General features: G+C 60.5%; 12 protein-coding genes. 5 read left to right on the top strand and 7 right to left on the bottom strand.

Translation table 11 applies throughout. The annotated features are described in order from the left end of the window. Positions 1 to 10: 10 nt before the first annotated feature. Positions 11 to 1147 (top strand): HNH endonuclease signature motif containing protein, encoded by a 1137-nt coding sequence (locus tag UL81_RS02415; RefSeq protein WP_046453636.1) that lies wholly within the window; start codon positions 11 to 13, stop codon positions 1145 to 1147. Between the two features lie 79 nt (positions 1148 to 1226). Here UL81_RS02415 and UL81_RS02410 read toward each other — a convergent pair whose 3' ends face one another. From UL81_RS02410 to prpD, 3 genes are all read right to left on the bottom strand, one after another. Further along, the gene (locus UL81_RS02410; RefSeq protein ID WP_035106697.1) at positions 1227 to 2378 is read right to left on the bottom strand and encodes a bifunctional 2-methylcitrate synthase/citrate synthase; all 1152 of its coding nucleotides are present in this window, start codon (positions 2376 to 2378) and stop codon (positions 1227 to 1229) included. A 94-nt stretch (positions 2379 to 2472) separates the two neighbouring features. Further along, on the bottom strand, positions 2473 to 3405 hold the full coding sequence (gene prpB / locus UL81_RS02405; RefSeq protein WP_035106695.1) for a methylisocitrate lyase: 933 nt from the start codon (positions 3403 to 3405) through the stop codon (positions 2473 to 2475). After that, positions 3406 to 4917, bottom strand: coding sequence for a 2-methylcitrate dehydratase PrpD (gene prpD, locus UL81_RS02400; protein ID WP_046453218.1), 1512 nt, complete (start codon positions 4915 to 4917; stop codon positions 3406 to 3408). Positions 4918 to 5083: 166 nt separating this feature from the next. On the opposite strand from prpD, the gene UL81_RS02395 reads away from it, so the two are divergent. From UL81_RS02395 to UL81_RS02380, 4 genes are all read left to right on the top strand, one after another. Further along, on the top strand, positions 5084 to 6403 hold the full coding sequence (locus UL81_RS02395; protein ID WP_046453217.1) for a helix-turn-helix domain-containing protein: 1320 nt from the start codon (positions 5084 to 5086) through the stop codon (positions 6401 to 6403). Between the two features lie 112 nt (positions 6404 to 6515). Beyond that, positions 6516 to 7256, top strand: coding sequence for an Ltp family lipoprotein (locus UL81_RS11450; protein WP_052097786.1), 741 nt, complete (start codon positions 6516 to 6518; stop codon positions 7254 to 7256). A 2-nt stretch (positions 7257 to 7258) separates the two neighbouring features. Continuing rightward, entirely contained in the window at positions 7259 to 7726 is a 468-nt protein-coding gene (locus UL81_RS02385; RefSeq protein WP_052097785.1) for an Ltp family lipoprotein, read from the top strand. Between the two features lie 117 nt (positions 7727 to 7843). Beyond that, on the top strand, positions 7844 to 8461 hold the full coding sequence (locus UL81_RS02380) for an Ltp family lipoprotein (protein WP_035106693.1): 618 nt from the start codon (positions 7844 to 7846) through the stop codon (positions 8459 to 8461). A gap of 82 nt (positions 8462 to 8543) precedes the next feature. Here UL81_RS02380 and UL81_RS02375 read toward each other — a convergent pair whose 3' ends face one another. From UL81_RS02375 to upp, 4 genes are all read right to left on the bottom strand, one after another. Further along, a complete protein-coding gene (locus tag UL81_RS02375; RefSeq protein WP_046453216.1) occupies positions 8544 to 9971 on the bottom strand; it encodes an NAD(P)H-quinone dehydrogenase in 1428 nt (475 codons plus the stop codon). Between the two features lie 80 nt (positions 9972 to 10051). Further along, on the bottom strand, positions 10052 to 11242 hold the full coding sequence (locus UL81_RS02370) for an amidohydrolase (RefSeq protein ID WP_035106692.1): 1191 nt from the start codon (positions 11240 to 11242) through the stop codon (positions 10052 to 10054). An 83-nt stretch (positions 11243 to 11325) separates the two neighbouring features. Further along, on the bottom strand, positions 11326 to 11697 hold the full coding sequence (locus tag UL81_RS02365) for a helix-turn-helix domain-containing protein (protein ID WP_046453215.1): 372 nt from the start codon (positions 11695 to 11697) through the stop codon (positions 11326 to 11328). Between the two features lie 48 nt (positions 11698 to 11745). Then, complete coding sequence (gene upp, locus UL81_RS02360) at positions 11746 to 12381, bottom strand: uracil phosphoribosyltransferase (protein ID WP_035106690.1); 636 nt, start codon at positions 12379 to 12381, stop codon at positions 11746 to 11748. Positions 12382 to 12435: the final 54 nt, after the last annotated feature.

Below are 12435 nucleotides of genomic sequence, written 5' to 3'. Positions count from 1 at the left end.
TGTGGCTGACATGACAACCTTTGAGCACAGCATCAGCGCAACGAGGCACAGTGGCCTCGACACGCTTCGTGATGCCATGGATAGGCCGCACGCAGTCGCGGCTGTGCTCGACATGCCGCGCTTCGAGGTAAAGCGCTGGGCCAAGGTCGCGCAGGTATATTTTGGCCCCACCCGCTTTAGTGCGCGCCAACGTGAGGCCCTGCGCGCGGCGGACGGCTATTCGGTCAACCGCCTTGTTCGCATTGAAACCTACGTGCAGAAAATCGACAAGCCTGCCGAGCAGTGGCAGTTCCGCCTCGAGCTGCTCAACATCGAAGGCTCCATCGATGACATGCTCGATTACGCCAAGTCGCACATCGAGGACTACGTCACGCCCAAAAAGCCCGAGCGCGGCGTCGATGTCCGTCAAAACGACGAGGACACCTGGACCCTGCGCGTGCGCGACAAGGCCAGCTTGATTTCCCAGCTCGTCGAAACTCTCGACAACCTCAACAAGCCTGACACCACGCCTGACGATGCCTGCCCCGCCCCACCAGCACGCTCCCAACGCCGTGCCGACGCACTCTGGGAGCTTCTCGATGGCAACACCGGCATCCAGCAGCCCGCCTTCCGCACCATCATCGCCATTGGTCTCGATGACTTCTTACGCATTACCTCCGGCCAGGGCGACGACGTGCGCCTGGGTTGCTCGAACGGCACCATCATGACCGGTGCGGAGTGGCTGTCCCACCACCTGGCAGGCCGGCTGGGCGAGGATATCTTCGCCGGGCTCTTCCACCCCACCGAAGGCCCGGTCAACCTTTATCAGTGCCGCTCGGCGAACTTCAAACAACGCCTCCTGGCTATCTCAGAGCAGCTGGTCTGTGCCTGGATTGATTGCAAAGAACCAGCCAACAACTGCGAAGTCCACCACATCAAAGGCCATAAACACGGCGGGGAAACGAAACCGTCCAACCTGACGATGTTGTGCAGATATCACAACGGCGTCCTAGGCAGCATCGACCCGGATAACTTCCACGGGCACAGACCCCCACGAGGCTGGATCGATCGCACAAACGGCCACGTGGACTACCACCCACCGGGGAAGAAACCTCCCCGGCAAAACTCGCACCCGGCTGCCCAACGCGGCGCCATGCACCTAATTTAAACCCCTGCACGCAGCAAAAAAGGGAACCACCATAAGGTGATTCCCTTCCTTGAGATGTCGCTAGTTCAGCGCGCGAAGATTAGATGCTCTTCGGCGGAACCGGACGCTGATCCTCGCCGTTGTAGGCAGACAGCGGGCGAATCAGAGAGTTGTTCTCGTTCTGCTCCACGATGTGTGCGGTCCAGCCGGTGATGCGGGACATCACGAAGATCGGGGTGAAGAACTCGATGTCGAAGCCCAGGATGTAGTAGGCCGGGCCTGCTGGGAAGTCCAGGTTCGGACGGATGTTGATGGAGGTGTTTTCGTACATGGTCTTTGCCATGTTCTCGTACATCTCCACCCACTGCTCCTGGCCGTGCTCCTTGGCCAGCTCCTTGAAGGCAGCTTCCATGGTCGGAACGCGGGAGTCACCCTTCTTGTAGACGCGGTGACCGAAGCCCATGACCAGTTCCTTGTTGGCCAGCTTGTTCTTAGCCCACTCTTCAGCCTTAGCCGGGTCGCCAACCTCGAGGAAGTTGTGCATCACGGCCTCGTTAGCACCACCGTGCAGCGGGCCCTTCAGAGCGCCGATAGCAGCGGTGATAGCGGAGTAGGTATCGGACATGGTCGAGGTGACCACGCGAGCTGCGAAGGTAGAAGCGTTGAAGGAGTGCTCAGCGTAGAGGATGAGCGACTTATCGAAGGCCTCGATGTCCGCACGGTTGAGAGCCGGGGAGCCTTCTTCCTCGCCGAAGACCATCCACAGGAAGTTCTCGGCAAAGCCCTTCTTACGGGAAGGCTCGATGTAGCCCTCGCCGCGGCGGCGACGGATGTCCAAAGCGATGATGGTCGGAATCTTGGCCATCAGCTCAAGAGCGGTACGGCGGATGTGCTCGGAGTCCTTGGTGTAGGCCTCCGGATCCTGGGAGCCGATAAACGAGATGGCGGTACGCAGCACGTCCATCGGGTGGCAGGACTTCGGCATCGAGGTAATCAGGTCGATGACGTGGCGGTCCAGGTGGCGCAGGGCCTTCTCACGAGCAGAGAAGCGCACGAGCTCGTCCTGGCTCGGCAGTTCGCCGTTCCACAGCAGGTAGGCAACCTCTTCGAAGGAGCAGTAGCGTGCGAGCTCCTGCACCGGATAGCCGCGGTAGGTCAGGGAGTTGGTCTCCGGAACGACCTTGGATACGGCGGTCTCGTCAACGACGACGCCATACAGGCCCTTACGAATCTCCGGGGTGTTGTCAGACATTTTGTTTCTCCTTTTTACTTGGAAAGCGTGTGTGCTTTGGCTTGGGAGCCTTGTGGCTCAGGATGGGGCACCGCTTGCCGATGCCCCGATAGACCTACTCGAAAGTCGGCTTGTAGGAGTCCTTGGAATAGGTAAAGACTTCCTGGTCAAAGGCGTTGTACTCGTTGTAGCGAACCAACTCGTACAGGCGGGAACGGTGCTGCATGCGCTCGAGCCACTCCTCGGACTGCAGGCCTTCATCGGCCATGTCGCGGAGGAACTCTTCGGTAGCACCCATCGCCACGCGGAAGGTGGATACCGGCCAGATGACTGCGTTGTAGCCCAAGTCCTCAATCTGCTTGGCGCTGAGCAGCTCGGTCTTGCCGAACTCGGTCATGTTTGCCAGCAACGGGGTATCCACAGCTGCGCGGAAGTTCTCGAAGTCCTCTGGCTTGTACAGCGCCTCGGTGAAGATGAGGTCTGCACCAGCATCGGCATAGGCCTTGGCGCGGTCGATGGCGTCGTCGATGCCGTTGACACCGGCGGCGTCGGTACGAGCACAGATGATGAAGTTTTCATCGCGACGCTCGTTGACTGCAGCGGTGATGCGGCGAACCATCAGGTCCTTGGAGACGACTTCCTTGCCGTCCAGGTGGCCGCAGCGCTTCGGGTTAACCTGGTCTTCAAGGTGGCAACCGGCCAGGCCGGCGTCCTCGAGGGCGACCACGGTGCGTGCTGCGGACATGGGCTCGCCGAAGCCGGTGTCGGCATCGACAAGCACTGGCAGGTCGGTGGCACGAGCGATCTGCTTGGAGCGCTGTGCAACCTCGGTCAGGGTGGTCAGGCCGATGTCCGGCAGGCCCAGGTCGTTGGCCAGCACAGCACCGGAGATGTAGACACCGCCGAAGCCGCCGATGTCCTGAATCAGGCGTGCAGTCAGTGGGTTGAAGGCGCCTGGCAGGGTGGTCAGGCCTTCGCCTTCGATTGCTGCGCGGAAGTTCTTGCGCTTTTCAGCATCAGTGATGGTGGAGCCGAATAGTCCGGCCATTTAGAACACTCCCTTCGGGGTTTCCGGAGCGGCGGCGATAGCGTCGTCGTCCAGTACGATGTTGAGCTCACGCAGGTCGGTGAGGTTTTCCAGGTTCTCCGCTGCAGCCAGGAAGCGGTCCTGCTCTTCCTTGCTGACCAGGCCCTCGGCCAGGGTGCGGAACTTGTTGATGTACTGCTCACGAGCAAATGGGCGAGCGCCCAGCGGGTGAGCATCGGCAACGGCCATCTCGTCCTCGACCACGGTGCCATCCTTGAAGGTGATAACGGCCTTGGCGCCGAATGCCTTCTCGTTCGGGTCGTGGGAGTGGTAGCGGCGGGTCCACTCCGGGTCCTCGACGGTGGAAATCTTGTGCCACAGCTCGATGGTCTCCGGGCGGTTAGCGCGCTCCGGTGCGTAGGAGTCGACGTGGTGCCAGGTGCCATCCTCGAGAGCAACGGCGAAGATGTACATGATGGAGTGGTCCAGGGTCTCACGGGAGGCGTTCGGATCCATCTTCTGCGGGTCGTTCGCGCCGGTACCAATCACGTAGTGGGTGTGGTGCGAGGTGTGCAGGACGATGGACTCGACGTCCTTGGTGTCCAGGCCCTTCTCGGCCAGGGTGTCCTTCATGCGGCGAGCCAGGTCGATCGGTGCCTGAGACTGGTACTCCGCGGAGTGCTCCTTGGTGTAGGTGTCCAGGATGGCGCGCTTTTCTTCGCCGTCGGCAGGCAGCGGCACGGTGTAGGTGCGCTCCGGGGAGTGCAGCATCCATGCGATGAAGCCGTCTTCGCCTTCCCAAATCGGAGCCGGTGCGCCTTCGCCACGCATTGCGCGGTCGGTAGCCTCGATGGCCATCTTGCCAGCGAATGCCGGTGCGTATGCCTTCCAGGAGGAGATAAGACCCTTACGGGACTGGCGGGTTGCGGTGGTGGTGTGCAGCGCCTGGCCAATCGCCTGGTAGATGGTGTCAACGTCCAGGTCGAGCATGGTACCGATACCAGCAGCAACCGATGGGCCCAGGTGAGCAACGTGGTCGATCTTGTGCTCGTGCAGGCAGATGCCCTTGACCAGGTTGACCTGGATTTCGTAGCCGGTGGCGATACCGCGGATCAGAGCCTTGCCGTCCAGGCCCTTGTGCTGAGCGACTGCCAGCAGCGGCGGGATGTTGTCGCCCGGGTGGGAGTACTCAGCTGCCAGGAAGGTGTCGTGGAAGTCGAGCTCGCGAACGGCGGTGCCGTTAGCCAGTGCTGCCCACTCAGCGGAGTAGTTGCCATCGACGCCGAAGATGGTAGCGCCACCTTCGGAGACCGGGTGTGCCTGCGCAATAACGCGGGCGGAAGTGACGGGACGGCGTACCACGGAAGCAACGGCCACAGAGGCGTTGTCGATGATGCGGTTGATGATCATGTCCTTGGTGTCAGCAGGGACCTCAACCTTGTCGGCTGCAACCTTGGCGATCTTGTGTGCCAGGTGCTCTTCAATCGGAAAGTCCTCAGCGGACTTATGGGTACGTACTTCATGGTTGATCATGTGTGCCTCCTCTGCTCGGCAAACTAACGCGATTAATTTCACAATAATTTGTCAGGCGTGTCGTATGCCACTGGCAAACTTTGTGTAATCCTGTTGCATGAGGTTCGATGATTTGCGAAACTTGTGTAATAGGCAGGTCAAGGGCAACAAAGGGGAAACAGCAGCAGTGAGCAAGCACTACGCGGGGGCACGAATCCACGCACTGCGCAAGCAAGAGGGCCTCACCCAGGTAGCAATGGCTCAGCAGCTGGGCTTGTCGACGAGCTACCTCAACCAACTCGAAAACGACCAGCGCCCCCTTACTGTCACTGTGCTCATCCAGCTCTCGCAGCGCTTTGGAGTGGATCCTTCCTACTTTTCTTCCGACCAGGTTCTGCGCCATATCACCGAGTTGCGCAGGCTTTTCCCGGAAGCCTCCGAGGCCACCTTGTCGGATTTGGCCATCCGTTTTCCTGAGCTGATGCCCAGGCTTATCGATGCCGCCGCCTTCCAGCCCTCGCATACCCCCAGCCCATATGAAGCCGTCCGCGATTTTTTCTACGACGCGCACAACTACATCCACACCCTTGATGTCGCCGCCGAAGAACTCGCCGGGCATTTGGGCATGCGCGTGCTGCGCCGCGGCCGCTTGGCTGCCCGCCTGCAAGAAGAACTAGGCGTCAACACCCGTTTTTCTAGCCCCACCACTACCGGCCGGCGCGTCTTTAACCCCGAGACCCGCGAACTTCACCTGCAAGCAGGACTTACCGAAGCCCAGCTGGTCTTTGAAATGGCCCTGCAGTATTGCCTGCTTGCCTATGCGGACGTGTGCGAAGACCTAGTGCAGGAACTGCCCGAGGGAGAGGCTCGGGACATCGGCAAGCTGGGCTTGGCCCAGTACTTTGCCGCCGCGGTGACCATGCCGTACACGCAGTTTTTGGAAACTGCGGAAAGTACCCGCTATGACATCGATGTGATTGCCAAGCAGTTCGGCACCGGTTTTGAAACCACCGCGCAACGCTTATCGACGCTCCAACGCCCCCACAACCGCGGCATCCCCCTCTCCTTCATCCGCACTGATAGGGCCGGCAATATCTCCAAGCGTCAGTCCGCTACGGCGTTCCACTTCGCGCGCGGCGGTGGCTCCTGTCCGCTGTGGGTGGTTCATCGCGCTTTTGAAACGCCGAATCGCATCACCCGCCAGGTCGCCTCCATGCCCGATGAACACACCTATTTGTGGATTGCTCGTTTCGTGCAAGGCCCTGCGCAAAGCTGGGGTACTCCGCGCAAGGAATTCGTCGTCGGGCTGGGTTGCGATATCACCCACGCCGACAAGCTTGTCTATGCCGATGCGCTCACCTTGACCCCGGCTGCCGCCACCCCGATTGGCCCTGGTTGTGCCGCCTGCCCGCGCGAAGGCTGCCCGCAACGCGCCTTCCCGCAGGATTCGCGTCCGATCGCTCTCGACCTCAACACCACCACGAACAGCGCGTATAACACCGCTTAAGCTCCGGCAGTTGACGGTCAACTGCCGATTGGCCAGCAGATGTCAGGTCCATGTGGCATCCTATGGGTGTGATTTAACCCACTGATAGTTTGTGCACTAGAAGGTCCACCCGATGACGAGCCCCTACGGAAACCCCAACGAGCAGCGCCGCTCCTCGCCTTATGACTCTTCGCTGCCGCCTGCGGACCCGACCCCGCAACAGCCGCCACGGCGTGCGCCGCGGAAGAAGGGCAAGGACTCCAAAGAACGCGCGCTGAAGTGGGGCGTGGGCATCTTTTCTGTCGTGGCGTTTATCGGAATCTTGTTCGGCATGTTTGGCGATAACTCCGGCAGCGGACCCGTCAGGTACAGCTCTGAGGAACCTTCAGGGTCGTCCCTACTTGCCGATAACGATCCCAACGACCAGGACGCAGCCTTAGCAAAAGCAGAAAGCTACATGAGCTATTCCAACTTTTCCAAAGAAGGTCTGTTCCGTCAGCTGCATAGCGAACACGGTGAAGGCTTTTCCGATGAGGCTGCCCGCTACGCCGTTGACACCATCGACATCGACTGGAATGAAAAGGCAGTAGCATCCGCGAATGCGCACACCAAAAACTCCGATATTTCCCGTGCAGGACTAGAACATCTCCTCACCAGTGACCGTGGCTTAGCCTTTACCGAAGAAGAAACCCAGTTCGCCCTGGACAACATGGAACCTGTCGACTGGAACGAACAAGCATTTAAGGCTGCCCAGCAGGTCTACGACAACGGCACTCGTGACCGAGAAACCCTTCACCACATTCTCACGAGTGATACTGGAAAGCGCTTCACAGAAGAAGAAGCCGAGTACGCCATGGACAAGTTAGGCGTCTAGCCATGACGAGAACCACCACCGCTCTCCTACTGCTTGGAATCGCCCTTATCGCAGTCGTTGCGGTTGCTGTTGTCAGCTTCGGCGACGATTCCGAGGCCTCCACTGGGCAGCCGTCTACCCCGCCGACGACGAGCTCTCAGGCAGCACCGCCCTCCACTGCGCCCGAAGTCAGCCGCGACGAGGCCATCGAGCGGGCGCAGCTCTATGTTGATTCCTCGGCCTTTTCCTACGCTGGCCTCTACGAGCAGCTTACGAATGAGGTTGCTGAGGGGTATCCTGCGGACATCGCAAAGCATGCGGTGGACAATGTCGAGGCGGACTGGATGGCCGAAGCTGTGGAAGCTGCCGAGCAATACCAGCGCGTGATGCCGATGCCGCGCGAGCAGCTCTACGAGATGCTGACCAGTGAATATGGCGACGGATTCACCCCGGAAGAGGCCGAGCATGCCCTTGCCGCGGTGGGCATGTAATTCCTTTTTAGTACGGGCATTCGAATACTGGGAGATTCATGTCCGGGGCGCATGAGAGTTTTTAAGTGTTCCCTCACCGAGGGGAAACATTCCTTCACTCACAGAAAAGAGACTCTCGTGTCTAACCCATTCTCCTCTCCCCAGTTCGAGTCGCAGCCGCAGCAGCCTGCCCCTGGCTATGCCGCATCGGTTGCAGCGGGCGAGGAGCCTCAGAAGAAAAAGGGCGGCTGCCTGAAGTGGGGCCTGGGCATCTTCGCCGTACTGGTCATCGGTGGCGCTTTGACCAACTTGGGCGAGGACTCCGAGGACACCACCGGCCCTGCTGAGAACAGCGCCGTGGTGGAAGAAGTCGCCGATGAGCAGGCAGGCGATCCGGCTGCCGATGAGGCCGTGGACGCTGAAGCTGAGGAAGCACCAGCTGACGATGTCCCCCTCGAGTACAGCAACGCACTGCGTGCGGCACAGAACTACGTCGATATCATGCCCTTTTCCTACAACGGCCTCTACGACCAGCTGACCAGTGAGTACGGCAGTGGCTTTACTCCGGAGGCTGCGCAGTACGCCGTCGATAACGTGGACGCTGACTGGATGGCCGAAGCAGTCGAGGCTGCCGAGAACTACCAGGAGACCATTCCGATGTCTCGTGATCAGCTCATCAACCAGCTCACTAGCGAATACGGCAGCCAGTTCACCTGGGAAGAAGCCGAGCACGCCGTCAACTCGATTGGCCTGTAGTCCTCTCCCCTAAAACCTGAGAAGGGCCCCTTGCGGGGCCCTTTCCTTATGGCGGGGGAACTTCACGACCAGCGTTTAGTTCCTATTCGAGGTCGTCGTGGGCGACCAGGCGGCGGGCTGCCTCGGTGATGGTGCCGGACAGCGATGGATAGACCGCGAAGGAATCGGCCAGCTGGTTCACGGTGAGCTGGTTGGTCACAGCGACTGCGACCGGCAGGATGAGCTCGGAGGCGGTCGGGGCGACGATGACGCCACCGATGACGCGACCGGAGGACTGACGGCAGAACAGCTTCACAAAGCCGTGGCGCAGCGAGCGCATCTTGGCACGCGGGTTGGTGTTCAGCGGCATGGTGATGGTGCGGGCGGCGACCTCACCGTTTTCGATTTCGTCCTGGGTAAAGCCGACAGCGGCGATCTCCGGGCGGGTGAACACGGCGGTTGCGACGGTCTTCAGGCGCAGCGGGGAGACACCCTCGCCGAGTGCGTGGTACATCGCGACGCGGCCCTGCATTGCAGCTACCGATGCCAGCGGGAACAGGTCCGAGCAGTCACCCGCAGCGTAGATACCGGTGATGTTGGTACGGGAGACGCGGTCGACCTGAATGTGGCCGGAATCGGTGGTTTCCACGCCGACGTTTTCTAAGCCGAGATCCTGGGTGTTCGGGATGGAACCAATCGACATCAGGGCATGCGAGCCCTTGATTTCGCGGCCGTCCTGGGTCTTGACCAGCACGCCGCCATCCTCGGTGCGGGTGACGGTTTCGACGCGGCAGTTCTTCTCCAGCTCGACGCCGCGCTCGGCAAGTACGGTCTCGAGGGTGTCGGCGGCGTCGGCATCGTCATGCGGCAGAATGCGGTCGCGGGAAGCCACCATGGTGACCTTCACGCCAATTTCTGCGAACGCGGAGACGAACTCCGCACCGGTCACACCGGAACCCACGACGATGAGGTGCTCCGGCAGCTCGGTGAGGTTGTAGACCTGCTGCCAGGTCAGGATGCGCTCGCCGTCTGGCTTGGCGCCCGGCAGGATACGGGGAGTCGCGCCAGTGGCTACGAGAACCAGATCGGCGTCGAGAACTTCTTCCTCGCCGCTGTCGTTGTGCACGGCAACGACCTTGTGGCCGCCGAAGTGCTCAGCGTTCTGGTCTTCCGGGAAGTGCGCACGGCCGTTGATGACGCGGGCACCGATTTCGCCCATGCGGTTGTAGATGTCCTCGGACTGCTTGTGCGCCAGGTCGAGCACACGCTGGTTCAGCTGTTCCAGCGGCATCAAGGTATCGCCGTGGCCGGTGTTCAGACCCATGTCGTCGGCACGACGCAGGTCGGTTTTAATGTTGGCACCTGCAATGAAGGACTTGGAAGGAACGCAGTCCAGAATAACGCCGGAGCCACCCATCCCCTGGTCCTCGACGACGGTGATTTCTGCGCCATACTTGGCACCTGCATGTGCGGCCTCGTAGCCGGCGGGGCCACCGCCGATGATGACGATTCGCTTGGCCTTATTAGACACTCAAAGCTCCTTATAACAATGCTTCACTGCTTAAAGTCGCTTTCGAGTCTAACGCCTAGCACCCCTAATGGCCCATCCAGCTAGCTTTCAGCCTGTTGTGAACCAGAGAATTGCTCCACCACGGAGCCGAAGAACTTCACGCCGACATCAATCGCACGCTCGTCGACGACCAGGTCACCCATGTGCAGATCGTGCTGCTCGCCTTCGCCGGACCAGCAGCCCAGACGCGCCATAGAACCGGGTACTTGCTCGAGGTACCAGGAGAAATCCTCACCGCCAGAGGACTGCGGGGCCTGCACAACCGCTTGCGGGTCGATGGCCTGAGCGGCAGAGGCAAGCAGGGCGGTGGCGACGTCATCGTTAAGCACTGGCGGCACACCGCGGTGGTAGGTCAGCTCATGCTGCACCCCGGTGGGTGCCAGAACCTGGTCGACCAGCTCGGAGAACAGCGTCTGAATCTCGCGCCAAATTGCAATATCAGCAGTGCGCATCGTGCCCGACAGGTACGCCGATTCCGGCATCGCATTCGGGGCGTAGCCGGTATTCGCCTGGCCAAAGACCAGGACGGTGCCGGTGCGCGGGTCAACGCGGCGCGACAACAGCCCCGGCAGGTCAGTGATGACCTTGCCCAGGGCGTAGACGACGTCGGAAGACAGGTGCGGGCGCGAGGTATGGCCGCCGGGGCCGGTGAGGTTGAGCTCGACGACATCGGTAGCTGAGGTAATAGCGCCGGCGCGCACGCCAATCCGGCCCACGCGCAGCTTCGGCTCCACATGCACGGCGTAAATGGAGTGCACGCCTTCGAGCGCACCCCACTCGATAACGTCGGTGGCGCCGCCGACCCAGACTTCCTCGGCCGGCTGGAAGATGACGCGCACACCGATTTCCAGCGGCTGCACGCGCTCCAAATCCGCCAGCGCACACGCCAGGCCCAGCGCAATCGTGGTGTGAACGTCGTGACCGCAGGCGTGCATCACGCCCGGCTTTTCCGAGGTGAACTCCAAGCCGGTGACCTCGATGACCGGCAGGGCATCGATATCTGCACGGAAAGCCACGCGACCCTGCTCGGTGTCGGGACCAATGTCGACCAACAGGCCAGTTTCCGGGAACCGACGCGGATGCAGGCCGTATTCTTCCAGCACGCGGCACAGGAAGTTCGTCGTCTCGACCTCCTGGTTGGAAGTCTCCGGATTCCGGTGAATGTGGCGGCGCCAGGACACAACCTCCGCGCGGTGGGTATCAAACCACTCGCTAACGAATGCTGAGATCATGGCTACCTCCCTGATGCGGCTTTAAGAAGCAAGTTCTAAAGAAGCATACAACTAGACCAAGCAGTTCAGTAAGTCGCCCCCGCTTAGGTTTTGCTTTGCTCCAGCTTAAAGCGGAATTCGTCGAGCAAAAATAATTGCTGATCCACGTGCTCCTGACTAAAAGGAGCCACGTGTTTCACACTCGCCACGAAAGTTTCCGGCACGTCCATCACGGGCAACAGCACCACTGGTGGCACGCGGAGTGCCATCGCGAGTTTGTACACCGTCGATAGCTGCGGATCCGCCATCGTCGTGGCGTTGTTGTCATTGCGCTCCAAGTTCGAAATTTGATTCCGCGATACCCCAGATAACTCCGCCAAGAGCTGCTGGGATATCCCGCGGCGTTTCCGCGTGGCGCGCAGGTTACACGCAAAAGTGTGGGCATAGCCTGCCCACACCAATCCCCCGTGGTACATGTCTGATTCCCCCTCAAATATTTCAGACTCTGTACCCGACACCGTAGCTTAAAAGTCGATGTTGCGTGGTCCGTAGAGGCGGTCGCCGGCATCGCCAAGCCCCGGCACAATGTAGGCATCCTCGTTCAGCGAAGGATCAATGGCCGCGGTGACCAAACGCACCGGGAGGCCGGATTCAGCCAGCGCATCCACGCCCGGTTGCGCCGAGACCATGCAAATGGCGGTGATATCCGTCGCGCCGCGGTCGGCCAGCAGCTGCAGGGAGTGCAGCAGCGAACCACCGGTGGCCAGCATCGGGTCCACCACGAAGACGGTGCGGTTGCTCAAATCCTCCGGCAGCGCCTCCAGGTACGGCACCGGCTGATGGGTTTCCTCATTGCGCGCCATGCCAATGAAGCCGACCTGGGCATCCGGAATCATCGCCAGTGCTGGGTCAATCATGCCCAGACCAGCGCGAATGATCGGCACGATAATCGGCGGGTCCTGCAGGCGGGTACCTTCGGTGGTCGCGACTGGGGTCTTGAGTTCAAAATTTTCAACCGGCAGGGAGCGCGATGCTTCGTAGACCAGCATGGTGCCTAAGTCCTTCAAAGCCGCGCGGAATGCCGTGTTGTCACTGCGCGCATCCCGCATCAACGTCAGACGGGAGGCGGCCAAAGGGTGATCTACTAGGTGGATATCCATGGAACCTACTTTAACTTTTTGGGAACCGTTTGGTCATTTTGGCAGTCCAATAGA

This window comes from Corynebacterium camporealensis (genome assembly GCF_000980815.1).
Classification (GTDB): domain Bacteria; phylum Actinomycetota; class Actinomycetes; order Mycobacteriales; family Mycobacteriaceae; genus Corynebacterium; species Corynebacterium camporealense.
The sequence above is the reverse complement of the archived record's forward strand: the minus strand, read 5'-3'. Positions and strand labels throughout refer to the sequence as shown.

Coding starts and splice junctions, on each gene's coding strand:
- UL81_RS02415 (WP_046453636.1), top strand. CDS start 11: ATGACAACCTTTGAGCACAGCATCAGCGCAACGAGGCACAGTGGCCTC.
- UL81_RS02410 (WP_035106697.1), bottom strand. CDS start 2,378: ATGTCTGACAACACCCCGGAGATTCGTAAGGGCCTGTATGGCGTCGTC.
- prpB (WP_035106695.1), bottom strand. CDS start 3,405: ATGGCCGGACTATTCGGCTCCACCATCACTGATGCTGAAAAGCGCAAG.
- prpD (WP_046453218.1), bottom strand. CDS start 4,917: ATGATCAACCATGAAGTACGTACCCATAAGTCCGCTGAGGACTTTCCG.
- UL81_RS11450 (WP_052097786.1), top strand. CDS start 6,516: ATGACGAGCCCCTACGGAAACCCCAACGAGCAGCGCCGCTCCTCGCCT.
- UL81_RS02385 (WP_052097785.1), top strand. CDS start 7,259: ATGACGAGAACCACCACCGCTCTCCTACTGCTTGGAATCGCCCTTATC.
- UL81_RS02370 (WP_035106692.1), bottom strand. CDS start 11,242: ATGATCTCAGCATTCGTTAGCGAGTGGTTTGATACCCACCGCGCGGAG.
- UL81_RS02365 (WP_046453215.1), bottom strand. CDS start 11,697: ATGTACCACGGGGGATTGGTGTGGGCAGGCTATGCCCACACTTTTGCG.
- upp (WP_035106690.1), bottom strand. CDS start 12,381: ATGGATATCCACCTAGTAGATCACCCTTTGGCCGCCTCCCGTCTGACG.